Raw genomic sequence first — 15,833 nt, forward strand, 5'->3', positions numbered from 1 at the left:
CTTATCGAAGTAGAGAACTTCTGCAAATGTAAGTTAAATTTCAGGCGTAATACTCGTCCACAATTCGAATTATACTTAGCTCCACTTACTTAAAAATTTACAGCTAATTACTTAAATTCGACGACGCGCTGCCATCTCCCTTTTTTTCCCTATAAAAAACAGTACGTTTTTTATAAATTACATAACACTATTCTATAGATAGTATTAATCGATAGAATAGTGTAGTGATTAAACGTGCATTTTTCTAATAAGTTACAGCTTTCCGCTAAAGAAAGCTGTAGCTTAAATATTATTTCATACTACTTATCGTCATGGAAGCGGCAACTTCCATCATTTCTTCTCTAGTTAATTTACTAGAAGCTACAAAGAATGCAACTCCATCTTTTTCCCAGCTAATAGACGTATCGGTAATAGCACCGATTGTAAACCCTAAGTCTACAGGATCGCCAGGCGACGTAACTGGTAACATAGACGTCTCCTTCATAACTGGTTGTTGCATAACTGTGAACGCTTTATCACCTTCGAATGTTAAAATAACACGATCCATGCCACCCTCACGAATAGCCTTTTCATCCGTCATTTTAGTGTTCTCAAAATTGACAACTGGATAATGCGTTTGGAACTCCTCATACTCTACCTCTGCACCGACAGCCTCTTTTTCGCCATCTTCACCTTTAGCACCTTTATCATCTGTTGCATCTTTTTCATCTTTATTTGTAGGTGCAGCTTGTTCGCCTTTTGAATCATCTGATTCTGTAAATTGCTCAACAGCATACTCTTTAGCAGCATGTTGTACACCTAATTTAATATTATTAAATGTAATACGGATTTGCTCTTCCTTAACATCATTCATAATAACTACAGACGTAGGAAGCATAGTTTTCTTATCCACTGTAATGACTTGGTGAGGCATACTATTTTTATAGCTATTTCTAGTAGCCGCTTCAAATATATATGCTTTGTCCTCTTCTTTCATGACTAAATTTTTATCTTCAGCTAAATCTTCTGCTAGTGCTCCGATTAAATATGCCTGACTATTTTTCTTTGGCCAATCACTTTGGAACTTATACATTTTGTTTAATGTTGGTGTAACTACAAAAACGCCATCAGCATTCCGCACAATCATTTGTGAAACATCTTTTCCACTTTCAACTACTTCCACTCGATAGAAATCAGGCTTAGTATGCCATACTGTAACATCATACGTTCTAGGTTCTCCTCCTGATTTAATCTCCATCTTAGCATCTAACTCATAACCATTCGTCTCTGACCATTTACCATTAACTTTCTTTAACACTTTTTCCTGTGAGGCTGTACCACACGCCGACAGAAGTAATATCGCACAAATTAAGACGAGCCAAGTAACTAAACGGTTGCCCACGCTTTCACCCTTTCTTCTTTCAAATCCACTACGACAATATATGAACCGTATGTGTCAGTTATGTCATTTGATGAAAAGGCAATATATTTTATTACAACAGTAATATTACTTGCGCGGCTGCATATTGCTTAGAATGCGTGATGCTGACAAAGCCATTCACAGGCTCTCCTTTAAAATATAAAACAGGGTTACCAGCTTCCCCTCTTAATATTTCAATATCTTGCAATGCACAATCTTTACCGATACCAGTACCTAGCGCTTTTGAAAAAGCCTCTTTTGCCGCAAATCGTCCTGCTAAAAATTCTACTTTGCGAGATTCCGTATGCAAAGCAAATAGTGCTCTTTCTTTCTCTGATAATATTCGGTCTTTAAATTTATCCGTCCGTGTCATTGCCTTCACAATACGCTCGGTTTCTACAATGTCGAGACCTATTCCTTTAATCATATGAACTTCTCCTTTTCTTATTTCCAAAAAGCCATGTATAATAATTGTAAATTGAGGTGGAGCTATGTTTAGTAGAACAGAAAATTTTAAGCAATATACAAGTTATTACCCTGTTGTTTCAACATTAATAGCTGTGAATCTAATTCTTTATGTATTAACCCTTATTCCTATTATAGGGGAGCTGCTGTGGAACTATGGGATTCAAGTCAATTTCCTCATACAAAGCGGTGAATGGTGGCGAGTATTCTCAGCCATGTTTTTGCATGCAAACTTTATGCATGTGCTATTTAATATGTTTTCTCTGTTTTTATTTGGACCAGAACTCGAAAAAATTGCTGGTAAAGCACGTTTCATTACGATTTACTTATTATCTGGCATCGTAGGTAACATGGCAACCTTTATGCTTAATGATGGAAGCTATGCAAGCCTTGGCGCAAGTGGTGCAATTTTCGGGATTTTTGGAGCATTCGGTGCTCTTGTTTACTATACTCGTCGCACGATGCCAATGCTTCGTAAGCTTATATTGCCGATTATCGTCATCAGTGTCATCATGACTTTCTTACAGTCCAATGTAAATGTTTATGCCCATATAGGTGGTTTAGTGACAGGTTTCATTCTCGGTCTTATTTACTTACATCCCACAAGAATTTTAAGCTGGCGCAAGCAAAAAATGGCTGGCAAATAGCTTATAAAAAGAGGAGCTAACCCAAACTGTGATATCTTCATCACTTTGGGCTAGTCCTCTTTTTTAGCTCACAAACGTTACCTCACTGTTATGGTATTGAAATTATAGTACAACTGTATCCTCTTTAGCCATTTTTATTTTTTTCCATTCTGTTGCGGTTAACCCATATACGACTTGATCTACATAATGATCGTATAACCATTCAGCATCCCGTAACCGTCCTTCTTCATTAAAACCTAATACTTTTGGAATTGTACGGCTACGAATATTTCCTACTGCAACTCGTACTTCAATACGATGTAACTTTAAATAGTCAAAAGCAAAATCGATGAACGCCTTCATAGAATTCGTCACAAGCCCCTTGCCAACAAAATCATTACCAAGCCAATAGCCAATGCTCGTCCATTTATGTTGCCAATTTACTTGGTGATAACCAATAACGCCTGCTAACTTACCATCATAGTAAATCCCAGCCTGTATCCCGTTATTATCAACATATTGTTGCATCGCATTACGTACAAAATGCTCCGTATCTTTCACTGATCTCACATTGTCTACAAAGGGTAACCACTCACGTAAAGTGTCTCGCGAACGATCCGTTAGTGCAAATAATTCATCTACATCGCTTAAATCTAACATTTTTAAATATGTGTGTTCATTTATGCTGTATCTAAACATTAATTCCACCCCTTTTCGCCGATTTATTCTATTATAAACGCGTTTTTACTATTTTTGTATATAAAAAAAGCCAATCTCCACATTTCCATGTAAAGATTAGCTTATTTCTCTATTAATGTTCATACCAAGATAATATGGTTTCGGCATCTTGTTGCTCTAGGCTCGGAACATTACCCGTCATACCAGACATCCCTGACATTACCGTAGCTTTTATAGACATTACTTGCTTGCGTTTTTGGAAATACGTTTGACTACTTTCCATAGATTGTATCCGTTTTTTCTCCATAAACAATGTAATACGGCTGAATATACGATATTGCATTGCAAGTTGCTTTCCATCGATCATATAACCTGCTGTTCTATGTTGCCAAACGCCAAGTAATATGGATAGTGGAATTAACAATAATGACAACAACCCATAAGGATAGAAGTAATAACTACAAGCGCCTATAATCGGTACAAGCCAGAAAAAGTCGATGCGATAAAAAAATGGACGTGCTCGTTTCGGAGCCCTTGTAAATTCAGGTTGCCAATTCATTTCAGGGAAAAGTTGCACTAATGTTTGCAAACAATCTTGCTTTTTAATTAGTGGAAACAATGCAATTTTCTTATCTCTACCATTTTCACCGTTGCCACCAGCACTTTCTACAACAACAGTTGCAAAGCCAAATACTTGTCTCAAAGGATTTTCAACAATTCGGATTGCCTGTATTCGATTTAACGGTAGTGTAATTCTTTTCTTTTCCAGTAACCCCTTAGTAATCATTAGCTTTTCATCTTCAATGCGAACTGTATAACCATAATAATTTACAAGTGTGATGACTACCGATACTAACCAAGCAACAATAAGGACGAACATAACCATTACGGCAACTAAAAATGCCCCCACCTTCGCAAAATCCGCCAGTTCATGGAAGACTTCATCATAGGGAATAATATCTGAAAACTGCGAGACTATTGCTGCAAGACCAGACAACACTACGCCTATCCCACCAGAAGTCGTTGCTAACACAAGTAAATCCCGCATTGACATATGATAAATTGCAGGAGCCGTTATTTCACCGACTTGCTGCTCAGGTGATTGTTCTTCGTCTAGATGTTTAGCTACTTGCGTTTTTGCTCGACGCATCTCTTGCTCTATTACATCTGCCGCATTTTTTCGAATAGCTGTTAATTCTGCCTCTGGCTTACCGCCCTTATTCCCTGCAGTCTCTACTTGCACCTTTACTAAACCGAAGATACGGTGAAAAATACCTTCATGATAATTTAAGCTTTGAATACGTTCAAAAGGAATATATCGCTTCTTTTTTACGAATAACCCATACTTCACCCGTAATTCGCCATCCTCAAACCAATAAACAAAGGTACGCCATTTAACGATACCACCAACTAGCGCAAGCACAGCCGCTACTCCCCACACACCAAACAATAACACTGTTTCAAAAAAATATTCGCTGCGGAAATTAAATGAAAAGTTAAAACCGTTACTAATAATAATAATAGCAACAGGAAGTATCATACTTTTTAGTGCTTTGACACTAGAAATAATAGCCGATACAGGGTGCAAACGATAAATTTCATTAGACATCATCTTCTGCCACCCTTGCTAATTCCGAAATACGCGCACGAAGTCCATCTGCTTCGTTCATGACAAGCGCAGGAATGGTATGTACTGTGGCAGCTGTAGAGATTGAAATATTACCTAAGCTATATCTTTTTAAAATTGGTCCCTGTGTAGTATCAACATGTTGTACACGTACCATTGGTATGAGTGTGCGTTTTACTACAAATAATCCATGTTGCACTTCAATTTCATGTTCACGGACTTCATATCGCCAACGCTCCCAACGAATCTTAGGAAATAAATACACCAATAAAAAAACGCTTAATAAAACAACAGCAATTGCGATGATATAAATAAATGAAGGCCATTCAAAATAATAAGTTCCGTAACATACCAAAGCAGATATGACTAACAATAGTAGTGTTTGTAAAACACCATACAATCGCCATACCGTTAACCCTTTTCGAGAAATTTGATGAATTGGTTCAGCTCTCATGTTGTTCCCCCTCTTTTAATTACCTATGTATACGTACACTAACACTAATTTGTTTCATTATAAATACAAAAAAACCTTACAGCCAATTTGACTGTAAGGTTCAAAAATTAATTAGTCTTCATGACGACGTGGTGCACGTGAACGACCTTGTCCACCTTCACGGCGAGCTCCGCCTTCGCGACGACCACCTTCACGACGGCCTCCACTGTTGCGACGATCTCCGCCACCACTACCTTCACGACGGTTACCGCCATAGCTACGACCGCCACCGTTTCTGTTACGACCGTTACGATCACCACCGCGACCGCCGCCGCCACCAGAACGCTCACGGCGCATTGGTAATGGACGTTCTTCTGTAATTGTAACAGGCGAATCATCTGGCTCTTTTGTTAATGAACGTAATGCAGCAGCTACTACATCAATTGCATCATGGTTTTCAAGAACTTCTGTAGCTAATGTACGATAATCACCTAAGTTATTAGTTGAAATAATACCTTCAAGCGTCTCAATAGCTAAACGTTGTTGACCTACTAAAGCTTCGTCATTTGTTGGTGGACGAAGTGGTGTCATACGTTTTTTCGTTGTTTCTTCAACGATACGTAAATAACCCATTTCACGAGGTGTTACAAACGTTACTGCAAGACCTGATTTTCCTGCACGGCCAGTACGACCGATACGGTGAACGTAAGACTCAGGGTCTTGAGGAATATCAAAGTTATATACATGTGTAACGCCTGAAATATCAAGACCACGAGCGGCAACATCTGTTGCAACTAGGATATCAATTTTATTTTCTTTAAATTGACGTAATACTGAAATACGTTTTGCTTGGCTTAAATCACCGTGAATTCCTTCAGCAAGGTATCCGCGGATTGATAAAGCTTGTGCTAACTCATCTACGCGACGTTTTGTACGTCCAAAGATAATTGCTAATTCTGGTTGGTGAACATTCAATAGACGAGATAAAACATCGAATTTTTCACGTTCAGCAGCTTTTACAAAAAATTGTTCAATGTTATCCACTGTTAATTCTTTTGCTTTAATTTTTACAATTTCAGGTTCACGCATAAATGTTTCAGCAATTTTACGGATTGCTGGTGGCATTGTAGCTGAGAATAATAATGTTTGACGCTCAGCAGGTACGTTTTCTAAAATTGAGTTAATGTCTTCGATGAAGCCCATGTTTAACATTTCATCTGCTTCGTCCAATACAAGTGTTTGAACATCTTCTAGTTTTAAAGTACGACGATTAATATGGTCTAAAATACGACCTGGTGTCCCAACAATAATTTGTGGTTTATTTTTCAGTGCACGAATTTGACGGCCGATTTCTTGACCACCGTAAACTGATAATAATTTCACACGCTTGTCGTAACCGATTTTATATAGTTCTTCTGAAACTTGAATCGCTAATTCACGAGTTGGAGCAATTACTAATGCTTGGATATTAGGGTTTTTAGGATCGATTTTCTCGATAAGTGGAATACCAAAAGCGGCAGTTTTACCTGTACCAGTTTGCGCTTGACCTAATACATCGCGACCTTCAATGGCAAAACGAATAGTTCCCTCTTGGATTGGTGTTGCTTCTTCGAATCCCATACGTTTTACTGAACGTAATGTAGATTCGCTAATATTTAATTCTGAAAAATTTGTCAAACTTCTCAATCTCCTTTTTTCCTTTTAAGTTGACAAATGGTTACATTTTCAGATGAAGTTGTCGGCAAATTCGAGCCTGTGTTGTGGAACGTTTCCGTTACTTAAAAATTTTCTCTACAAAGTTCCATGTAGAGCTCTCTTATATGAAAAGGAAAGCCCGGTCTTTACCGAGCGGTTTGATTCTGCGTAATTATTCACTTAGAATAAAACCGTTATGTTCAAAAAAAAGTACTCTTCAACCAAATTATGAAGAGTCTTCGCACAAAATGTATCCATTGCTTACACTAGTCTATCATGGTAATGAACCGTATGCAACGATAACGCATGAGTCGTAATAATCTGACTACTTTATTGCTCTTTTAAAAACACTAAAACCTTCGTAAACCAGTCAAAACAATCTTCACAATAACAAATATGATGTTTTCCATTATCAGAAAAATACAACTTTTTATTCATGGAGGCTAATTGATCGAATAAAAATTGGGCGGTATGATATGGTACAATCCCATCTAATTTCCCCTGAATAATATAAACAGGCACTTTAATATCTTGATAATATGGCGCCACCTTTTGAACAAGTTTCATAAATTCGATTGTTGCTGATAATGGCACATTATTAAACTTATGTCGATATCTCAAATACAGCTCATTATTAGAAAGGTTTCGATGATACGCCTCAGTCGCCAGCATTTTAAAATCCTTTACGAGTTGCTTAGGGCTTACATATTTAGCTGCCGCACTGAGCAGTACGAGCTTCTTCACTTTATATCGCTTTGCTAAGTAGAGCGCAATAATTCCGCCCATTGAAAAACCAACAACAATAATTTCCTCGACTTTTTTTGAAAGCGCTCGAAAAGCCAACTCGGCATCCATTAACCAATGCTGTGCTGTAAAACCTTTCATATTCAGTTCTTCCCCATGTCCTGATAAAGTAGGTGCTTCGATTAACCAATTTGTATTAGCACGTAAATAAGCGGTAAAAGGCTCTACTTCATAAGCCCCACCTGAAAATCCATGTAAACATAATACACCTATTGCCATTACTCTCACCTCTATAAAAGTGGACGTTTTACGAGCAATATAGCCCGCCATTATGCTTTTTTTTAAAAAAGGTAAAAACCCGCATATGATGTCTATTACAGCAAAAGCGGATTTTTACCCTGTCGGTAACTATTCATTATAATAAATTATGAAGTAAATGCTTGTAAAATCGTTTCTAGCTTCATGCCACGTGAGCCCTTTAATAAAACGATGGACTGTTCCGTAGCCTGTTGAAGCTTTGCAATAATTGGTGCAAAATCATCTTGCTCATATAGTAAATGATCAGCATCAAAACGTTCTTTTAACACTTCATATAAATAGGCCATACGTGGACCATATAAACAAACGTAGTCAATCTCACCTTCATGAATAGCTAGTGATAAGTCTTCATGGAAGCTTTGTTCATTCGCTCCAAGCTCGAGCATATCCCCTAAGACAAGCCACTTTTCAGGACGAATCGTCGTTGTTGCAATAAACTGAATAGCAGCCTTTACAGATGTAGGAGCAGCATTGTAGGCATCATTAATAAATAATGCACCTTGATTTCCATATACTTGTTGCATGCGCATATCTGTTAATGTGACACCTTTTAGCGATTCGCGAATTTGTTCATCATTTAACCCTAGCTTTTGGGCGATAAGCATTGCAATCAATGTGTTTTTCACTTGGTGCTTACCAAGAACTGAGATAAAGAAATCACCTTCAATCGCGCCGTGCGTTGTAAAGCTACTTCCATTGGCTGTTGCCTCAATATTGTCAGCATATAACAAATCGCCTCGTTCTAAACCAAATGCCTTCGCATTTAAATTTTGCTCTTTTGCAACAAGTTCTTTTAGCAATGGTTCGTCACCATCATAAAAAAGGACACCATTCTTCTGCATGCCTTGAATAATTTCAAACTTCGCTTTAGCAATGCCTGCACGAGAGCCTAAATCCTGCATATGCGCCTCGCCAATATTTGTAATTACCGTTATATGAGGTCGAGCTAATTTTGTTAAAAATTCAATCTCACCAAAGCCACTCATGCCCATCTCAAGTACTGCAACGTCTGTATCCTCATCAAGCTGTAAAATCGTAATCGGTAAACCTAGTTGGTTATTAAAATTGCCAATCGTTTTTTGCACTTTAAAAAACGGAGCAAGCGTACCTGCTAAAATATCCTTTGTTGACGTTTTACCATTCGAGCCTGTAATGCCAATAAAAGTTGCCTTATGCTCGTCACGATAAGCACGTGCCATTTGCTGTAATGCCAGCTCTGGGTCATCGACAAATAATAACGGAACACCCTTTGGTGGATTCGGTTCATCTTTTTGCCAAAGCGAAGCACCAGCTCCTTTTCCAAAAGCTTGTTGTACAAACTTATGACCATTTGCCATTTCTCCACGAAATGGTACAAATAAATCTCCTTGATTGATCGTTCTTGTATCAATAGATATACCAGTTACTACCGTCTCTCCAAAAGCTGGCTCCTCAACATTCAACCATGCTGCTAATTGTTTTAATGTCTTTTTCACAATAATCCCACTCAGTCTTTTTTATATTGAAGCTGTTGTTTTTCCTCATAACGCTCAAGTGCTAGCGCAATCAGTCGATTAATAAGCTCTGGATAGCTTACATTTGTATGTTGCCAAAGAAGCGGATACATACTTACAGGCGTAAAACCTGGCATCGTATTTACTTCGTTAATATATATGTCATGATCTGCCGTAACAAAGAAGTCTGCACGTACTAAACCGCTTCCATCTAAAATTTTAAACGCGCTTTTTGCATGTTCTTTTAAGCTTGTTACAACATCTGTAGGTAGCTCTGCAGGAATAATAAGCGCCGTTGAGCCATCCTTATATTTCGAGTCGTAATCATAAAATTCAGTCATAGGTTTAATCTCACCTGGCACTGAAACTTCTGGATAATCATTGCCCAGTACAGCTAGTTCAATTTCACGTGCTACAATTCCTTGCTCCACTACAATTTTACGGTCAAATTGCAAAGCCACCTCAATCGCTTTCATAAGCTCTTGACGATTTGAAGCCTTACTTATGCCAACACTTGATCCTAAATTGGCAGGCTTTACAAACATCGGCCAAGCCAATGTTTCTTCACAGCGCGTTAAAATAGTCTCTTGCTCATTAGTCCATTCACTGCGAATGAAGTACGTATATGGCACTTGTGGTAAACCCGCAATTTCAAACAATTGCTTCATAATCACTTTATCCATACCTGCTGATGACGCCAATACACCATTTCCGACATACGGAAGATTTAATACTTCAAGTAAGCCCTGTACGGTTCCATCTTCCCCATTTGTGCCGTGCAGTAAAGGGAAAATAACATCAAATTGTACTGCTGCGCCATTTTGATCGATTAAAAATGCTGTAATATTATTTTCTAAAACAATGGCATCATCACCAAATTGCAATTCTTCAATCGAGCTTGCAGGTTTTTCTAAACGCTCCCCGCGTCGCCATTCCCCACTTTGTGTAATGTAAATCGGATATATCTCATACTCCTCGAAATTCAAAGCTCCAGTGACCGCACACGCTGTCGACAATGACACTTCATGCTCCGCTGATTTTCCGCCGTATAATAAACCGATTCTTTTTTTCATTTTTGTGCCCTCCACATACTTCTTGAGTATTATTAGTTTATCACGAAACGTCTTGACAAATGACATAAAAATCTCACCGTCAAAATTACGGTGAGATTTGAGTGCCTTATTCATTCAAAAGTTATCACCTAAGTAAATGACAGACTATCACTTGCTTCGGTTCCCTTGATATTTGGCTGGTGAAATACCTGCTAAATAGCGCTAAATAATTTGAATCAATTCATCGTGTTCATTTTTCAAAATTGTATTTAAATCATCCCAGACTTCATCTGGGAAGTTATAATCTGATAAATTACGAATTTCTATACCATATGCAGCTTTCGGCTTCTCGATGCGATATAGTGATAACAATGCACCATCCTTAGCAAAAGAACGATAAGCTCTCAAAAATTCTGGTGTAAGACAAGGAATACTTGATTTTACTTTCCGTCTCCAAAAACCCGTGCTTCGTTCTTTCTCACGAATTAACGAGTTAATGACATTTGCAACAAGTAAATCCGAATCACTTAAATGGCGAAAATAAATCTTTGTCATTTTTTCTACATCCGAAGAACAATACACAAACCGATTTTGCAGTTTATTAAAAAATGGCGATGTAATCGGTTCTTTTTTATGGCTAATGTAAAGCAGTTCTCCTTGCTCCATTGCAGTCAGCTGATCTAGCCTCTTTTCATCCATAAAGTCTATCCAACACAATTCCTTTGACTCTGTAGCCTTTTTTACAAAACGAGGAACCTCCTCGTCTGGTACATAATCAAACTGTGTATGCATATTAAATGATCCATCTTCATAGGAATGCTTAAGTAAAAGTAAGTGATGCAGTGGATCTAAAGCAGCCACAAATTGCGAAAGCTTAAGCCCGCTAAAAATAACAAATTTATCGACATCGTTCATATGAACATATATATGATACATAAAATCTTCAGCTGACTTTAATTTCTTAGCCACAACCATCACCCCATTCTTCACTTCATTATAAAACTAATCATCATTTTTTGAAACATTTTATGCTATTTGTCGTCAGAACAATATACTCAGGCGTAAAATTGTTTTTTGCGTTATAATGTTAATGTTCAACATGCGTATGTACGCATCTCTTTAAACTATTTTATTTTAGGTGGCTTTTATGGAAAATAAACGAAATTTCGTGAACCGTTTTGACTGGACGCTCGCTTTTATACTTTTCACTTTCCTTGTCATTAGTTTGTTAGCTATTGCATCTGCGCAAACTTCTGGACAATACGGCATTAACTACGTACCAAAGCAGTTACAGTGGTATGTAATTGGTGCAGTTATTATCGGTGTCATTATGTTTTTCGAACCCGATCAATATAAAAAAATGGCTTGGTATATGTATGGAGCAGGGATCGCCCTTTTAGTTTTACTTATTTTCATGCCGGAAGGAAAAGGTCAGATTGGTGAGCCTGTAAATGGAGCAAAAAGCTGGTTCCATACACCGCTCGGCAATATCCAGCCCTCCGAATTTATGAAAACTTTTTATATTTTAGCACTTGCGCGACTTATTAGTAAGCACCATGAAGTTTATTCTTTAAGATCTATAAAATCAGACTTCATTTTACTAGGCAAAATCGGTATAACGTTGATTATACCACTTGGTATTATTATGAAACAGCCTGACCTTGGATCTGCACTCGTTTTCTTTGCAATTACCGCAGCACTTGTCATTGTAGCAGGTATTTCTTGGAAGATTATATTACCTACTTTTTTAGGGGGCGCAGTTATCGGGGGAAGTCTCCTTTGGATGGCGCTTTACATGCAGGACTTTTTAGAAAAAACATTTGGCTTTAAAGCTTACCAGTTTGCCAGAATTTATTCTTGGCTAGATCCTTATTCATATTCTTCTAGTGATGGCTACCATTTAATCACTTCCTTAAACGCCATAGGTTCTGGCGAAATTTTCGGTAAAGGTTTCCGTGGTCGCGAAGTATACGTAGCAGAAAATCATACGGACTTCATATTTACCGTCATTGGTGAGGAATGGGGATTTATTGGTGCAAGTATCGTAATCTGTATTTTCTTTTTGTTAATCTATCATTTAACAAAAACAACTCTTTTGTTAAAAGATCCTTTTTCAACTTATGTATGTGCAGGAATTATTGCAATGATTACCTTCCACGTATTCGAAAATATAGGCATGACAATTCAATTATTACCAATTACAGGTATTCCACTTCCATTCATTAGCTATGGAGGAAGTTCACTAATGGGCAATGCGCTCGCCATTGGACTGGTCTTTAGCATGCGTTTCCATTATCGTACTTACATGTTTACAACGCACGATGAAGATGATTAAAAACTGAAATAAAAAAGAATGGATTGTCTTCATTTTAAAAGACGATCCATTCTTTTTTTGTAAAACGAGTTAAGCTTGAACTTGCGGAGTTTGCGTTGGTGGTGTGAGCACTTTTAAAAGTTCAAGTCGAGACTTCGTTACAGTGGCAGTCACACCCAACTTCGATAAATTCGAAACAATCTTTTTCAAATCTACTTCCTTCGTCATACATTCCACCTCAATCTTTCCTCGATTTTATATAACGTTTTATTTCCAAAAAAGTTTCAATATTCTATGTTATAGATGTCAGACAAGTCTATTTATATCTATCATACCATTTAACTCGTCTTTAATATTTTTCAATTTTGTTACAATGTAAATTATGTTTAATGACCATTTTGTACGGCAAAAAAAAAACTGATTTGATTTAACTATATTCTTTGCACATCTCATAGGTTCTATTCATATTTCCTCATTATTTTTTTCATTCAATATGGATAGTTGGGACCAGTTAAAACCTCTACCAAAGGAGGGTATAGAAGAAGGAATATTTATTGTGGAATAACCGCTAAGCGAAATAAAAAAGACTAAAAAAACTTTTTTACATTAGCTAACAAAAATGCTTTTCCTCCGTTTCCTTGTATTAGCAAGAACAAGAGAGGTAGAATATACATACTGAAATATTGTAAGAAAGCAGGAAATTAAATGATAAAACCAATTTTACTCTTAATGTCAGTACAATTTCTCGTCTACTTAGGCTTCGGAATTATTATTCCAGTCTTACCTGAAGTCATCGTGCAACACGACTGGCAAAACATTCATGTAGGCGGTTTACTGACAGTATATTCACTTGCAAGTTTTTTTACTGCACCACTTTGGGGAAAGCTATCCGATAAAGTCGGACGTAAGCAACTTATTTTGACGGGATTGGTTGGATTCAGTCTCAGCTTTATCATTTTTTCAATTTTTATTGATAATTTAACGATGTTATACGTATCACGAATAGTTGGTGGCTTATTCTCAGGTGCACTCTATACAGCGGTAACAGGATTTATCGGTGACATGTCGAGCGAGGAAGATCGTAATAAATACATGGGTTTCATGGGCATGTCCATCGGTCTAGGTTTTATCTTTGGTCCTGCAATTGGCGGCATGCTAGGTCATTATAGCTTGCAATTACCATTCATCGCATCAGCAGTTTTAATTGCGCTATTATTTATTTATGCAATTTTCGTCTTAAAAGAACCAGAAAAACGAAAAGATGTAACAAAACGAGCAATTGTACCAAAAGGTGTTGGCAAAATGCTGCAATACCGTGTTCGTTATTTATTTATGTTTTCATTTTTAGTAACTTTTATGCTCGCAGGAGTAGAAGCAACATTCCAGCTTTTCCAAATTGATCGTATTCAGATCACACCATTGCAAATTGGCTATTTATTTATGTTTAGTGGCTTTGTAGATGCTGCCATACAAGGAGGCGTTGTTCGTCGTATTAAAAATGGTTCGGAAACGTCATGGCTTATCGGAGCTCAAATCGTTACTGCAATCGGTATGCTTTTATTTACTTTAACGGGCAATCTATTGATGGTAGGATTTGCACTTTGTGTATTTACAGCTGGAAATGCCCTTGCAAGAACTTGCGTTGTGTCACTGTCCTCCAAAGAATCAGGTGGCCAATACGGAACAGCAGCAGGCCTTTCTTATTCTATGGACAATTTAGGACGTATTCTCGGTCCTCTATTTTTCACGTGGTTATTTACAGTGGAATCGAATCTTGGTTACTACATCGCTGCTGCAATCGCCATTATCTCAATTAGTTTGATGTTTATTTATCGAGCATCAAATAAAACTTTACGCTTTGAATAATTTACTTACAAAATGTCGTATCTTATAATAACAGACGTTTTTAATTTTATTTGTTAAAGGCATTGATGTTTGAAAGTGTAAACTCGGAGGACACCGCATGAACAAAACGATAAATTTGTCACTACCTAAAGAGCTCTACCCATTACGTTCTGAAATTGAAAGTTCGCTGCTTCCAGCGATTATTATTTCGCCAGCTAAACGAACAACTTCATTAACAGAAAGTAAATTTGCCGGTGAACCTTATTTACCATATTATCAAACACTTCCAAAAGACATTACTGGTGAATCTATGCGTTTATTAGCTCAAATAAATTTTGCAGAAGTACCGCAAATACAAGGTTTTCCTACACAAGGGATTTTGCAATTTTTTATATCATCTAATATTTTTGCCAATGCAGCGTATTATAAAGAAGATATTTTTCAACAGTTTTATAAGGTACGATTTTACCCGACAGTAGAATCCAACATTACTATGACAACACACCATCACCAATCACATTCCTCAAATAATTGGTTTCCTATTAATGAGGAGTTAGCATTACAATTCCACTCCACGTTAGAACCTGTTTCTGCGTTAGATTATCGAGCTGTGCATCATTTACCTAGCCTAATAGCTACTCTAAATTATGATGTTAATTTGCACGAAATATATTTACAGCATTTTTTAGGTGCAGGAGCAAAAATAGGTGGTTATGCATATTTTTTAGATGAGGACATTCGACATACGTCACAGCTCTTACAACGCTATGATATCCTTTTACTACAGATTGATTCTAATGATGAGTTCGGTATTATGTGGGCAGATAGTGGCGTAGGGAAGTTTTTTATTAATCGTGAAAAACTGCTACAACAAGATTTTTCGGATATATTATTTCAATGGGAATATTATTCCTAAGCTAGTGAGAGTCCCCTTCTCTTTTGAAGCGGCTTATCGACAGAAACATAATCGGCAAGCCATACGACATGAAGGCTTGCCGCTTTGTTCGTTATAGTGCTCGCTGTCCTGACAAGACTCTAGCATTGTTTTTTCATCAATTTATAGAAGTGCTATGGATTACCTCTTCATATTTTGGGGTAATCTTTTCTATGGTAACAACAAATAGCGGACTCTTCTTTCTTTCCA

Annotated in this window: 15 protein-coding genes; 4 read left to right on the plus strand and 11 right to left on the minus strand. The window is 37.3% G+C overall.

All coding sequences use genetic code 11. The features are described 5' to 3' along the window. Positions 1-289: 289 nt before the first annotated feature. Both FH508_RS21630 and acpS read right to left on the minus strand, forming a co-directional pair. Positions 290-1,381 (minus strand): LolA family protein, encoded by a 1,092-nt coding sequence (locus FH508_RS21630; RefSeq protein ID WP_228134182.1) that lies wholly within the window; start codon positions 1,379-1,381, stop codon positions 290-292. A gap of 91 nt (positions 1,382-1,472) precedes the next feature. Beyond that, positions 1,473-1,826 (minus strand): holo-ACP synthase, encoded by a 354-nt coding sequence (gene acpS, locus FH508_RS21635; RefSeq protein ID WP_228134183.1) that lies wholly within the window; start codon positions 1,824-1,826, stop codon positions 1,473-1,475. Between the two features lie 64 nt (positions 1,827-1,890). Between acpS and FH508_RS21640 the strand changes: the two genes are divergently transcribed. Continuing rightward, complete coding sequence (locus FH508_RS21640; RefSeq protein WP_228134184.1) at positions 1,891-2,511, plus strand: rhomboid family intramembrane serine protease; 621 nt, start codon at positions 1,891-1,893, stop codon at positions 2,509-2,511. A 102-nt stretch (positions 2,512-2,613) separates the two neighbouring features. Here the strand turns inward: FH508_RS21640 and FH508_RS21645 are convergent, their stop codons facing one another. From FH508_RS21645 to FH508_RS21680, 8 genes are all read right to left on the minus strand, one after another. Further along, positions 2,614-3,189, minus strand: a complete 576-nt coding sequence (locus FH508_RS21645) for a GNAT family N-acetyltransferase (RefSeq protein WP_228134185.1) — start codon at positions 3,187-3,189, stop codon at positions 2,614-2,616. Between the two features lie 112 nt (positions 3,190-3,301). Beyond that, positions 3,302-4,777: a PH domain-containing protein gene (locus FH508_RS21650; RefSeq protein WP_228134529.1), complete on the minus strand. Its 1,476-nt coding sequence runs from the start codon at positions 4,775-4,777 to the stop codon at positions 3,302-3,304. Next, the gene (locus FH508_RS21655) at positions 4,770-5,249 is read right to left on the minus strand and encodes a PH domain-containing protein (protein ID WP_228134186.1); all 480 of its coding nucleotides are present in this window, start codon (positions 5,247-5,249) and stop codon (positions 4,770-4,772) included. Before FH508_RS21655 ends, FH508_RS21650 begins: the two co-directional genes overlap by 8 nt. A gap of 111 nt (positions 5,250-5,360) precedes the next feature. Beyond that, complete coding sequence (locus FH508_RS21660) at positions 5,361-6,905, minus strand: degradosome RNA helicase CshA (RefSeq protein WP_228134187.1); 1,545 nt, start codon at positions 6,903-6,905, stop codon at positions 5,361-5,363. 348 nt (positions 6,906-7,253) lie between these two features. After that, positions 7,254-7,946, minus strand: a complete 693-nt coding sequence (locus FH508_RS21665) for an alpha/beta hydrolase (RefSeq protein ID WP_228134188.1) — start codon at positions 7,944-7,946, stop codon at positions 7,254-7,256. 146 nt (positions 7,947-8,092) lie between these two features. Next, positions 8,093-9,460, minus strand: coding sequence for a UDP-N-acetylmuramoyl-tripeptide--D-alanyl-D-alanine ligase (gene murF / locus FH508_RS21670; protein ID WP_228134189.1), 1,368 nt, complete (start codon positions 9,458-9,460; stop codon positions 8,093-8,095). An 11-nt stretch (positions 9,461-9,471) separates the two neighbouring features. Continuing rightward, positions 9,472-10,551, minus strand: coding sequence for a D-alanine--D-alanine ligase (locus FH508_RS21675; RefSeq protein WP_228134190.1), 1,080 nt, complete (start codon positions 10,549-10,551; stop codon positions 9,472-9,474). Between the two features lie 201 nt (positions 10,552-10,752). Beyond that, on the minus strand, positions 10,753-11,505 hold the full coding sequence (locus FH508_RS21680) for a hypothetical protein (RefSeq protein ID WP_228134191.1): 753 nt from the start codon (positions 11,503-11,505) through the stop codon (positions 10,753-10,755). Between the two features lie 172 nt (positions 11,506-11,677). Here FH508_RS21680 and FH508_RS21685 point away from each other — a divergent pair, with 172 nt between their 5' ends. Beyond that, positions 11,678-12,865 (plus strand): FtsW/RodA/SpoVE family cell cycle protein, encoded by a 1,188-nt coding sequence (locus tag FH508_RS21685; protein WP_228134192.1) that lies wholly within the window; start codon positions 11,678-11,680, stop codon positions 12,863-12,865. 69 nt (positions 12,866-12,934) lie between these two features. On the opposite strand, the gene FH508_RS21690 is transcribed toward FH508_RS21685, so the two are convergent. Next, positions 12,935-13,072 carry an Lmo0850 family protein gene (locus FH508_RS21690; RefSeq protein ID WP_004232019.1) on the minus strand — a complete coding sequence of 46 codons (138 nt, stop codon included), beginning with the start codon at positions 13,070-13,072 and terminating at the stop codon, positions 12,935-12,937. A 477-nt stretch (positions 13,073-13,549) separates the two neighbouring features. On the opposite strand from FH508_RS21690, the gene FH508_RS21695 reads away from it, so the two are divergent. Both FH508_RS21695 and FH508_RS21700 read left to right on the plus strand, forming a co-directional pair. Then, on the plus strand, positions 13,550-14,710 hold the full coding sequence (locus FH508_RS21695; RefSeq protein ID WP_228134193.1) for an MFS transporter: 1,161 nt from the start codon (positions 13,550-13,552) through the stop codon (positions 14,708-14,710). 97 nt (positions 14,711-14,807) lie between these two features. Continuing rightward, positions 14,808-15,605 (plus strand): YwqG family protein, encoded by a 798-nt coding sequence (locus FH508_RS21700; protein ID WP_228134194.1) that lies wholly within the window; start codon positions 14,808-14,810, stop codon positions 15,603-15,605. Positions 15,606-15,833 lie beyond the last annotated feature (228 nt).

Source organism: Lysinibacillus sp. CD3-6 (genome assembly GCF_006351725.2).
Lineage (GTDB): Bacteria > Bacillota > Bacilli > Bacillales_A > Planococcaceae > Lysinibacillus.

What these genes read in the sequence shown, in the direction of transcription:
- FH508_RS21700 (WP_228134194.1), top strand. Translation starts at nt 14,808, where the DNA reads ATGAACAAAACGATAAATTTGTCACTACCTAAAGAGCTCTACCCATTA.
- FH508_RS21690 (WP_004232019.1), bottom strand. Translation starts at nt 13,072, where the DNA reads ATGACGAAGGAAGTAGATTTGAAAAAGATTGTTTCGAATTTATCGAAG.
- FH508_RS21695 (WP_228134193.1), top strand. Translation starts at nt 13,550, where the DNA reads ATGATAAAACCAATTTTACTCTTAATGTCAGTACAATTTCTCGTCTAC.
- FH508_RS21675 (WP_228134190.1), bottom strand. Translation starts at nt 10,551, where the DNA reads ATGAAAAAAAGAATCGGTTTATTATACGGCGGAAAATCAGCGGAGCAT.
- FH508_RS21655 (WP_228134186.1), bottom strand. Translation starts at nt 5,249, where the DNA reads ATGAGAGCTGAACCAATTCATCAAATTTCTCGAAAAGGGTTAACGGTA.
- acpS (WP_228134183.1), bottom strand. Translation starts at nt 1,826, where the DNA reads ATGATTAAAGGAATAGGTCTCGACATTGTAGAAACCGAGCGTATTGTG.
- FH508_RS21645 (WP_228134185.1), bottom strand. Translation starts at nt 3,189, where the DNA reads ATGTTTAGATACAGCATAAATGAACACACATATTTAAAAATGTTAGAT.
- FH508_RS21680 (WP_228134191.1), bottom strand. Translation starts at nt 11,505, where the DNA reads ATGGTTGTGGCTAAGAAATTAAAGTCAGCTGAAGATTTTATGTATCAT.
- FH508_RS21640 (WP_228134184.1), top strand. Translation starts at nt 1,891, where the DNA reads ATGTTTAGTAGAACAGAAAATTTTAAGCAATATACAAGTTATTACCCT.
- FH508_RS21665 (WP_228134188.1), bottom strand. Translation starts at nt 7,946, where the DNA reads ATGGCAATAGGTGTATTATGTTTACATGGATTTTCAGGTGGGGCTTAT.
- FH508_RS21650 (WP_228134529.1), bottom strand. Translation starts at nt 4,777, where the DNA reads ATGTCTAATGAAATTTATCGTTTGCACCCTGTATCGGCTATTATTTCT.
- FH508_RS21685 (WP_228134192.1), top strand. Translation starts at nt 11,678, where the DNA reads ATGGAAAATAAACGAAATTTCGTGAACCGTTTTGACTGGACGCTCGCT.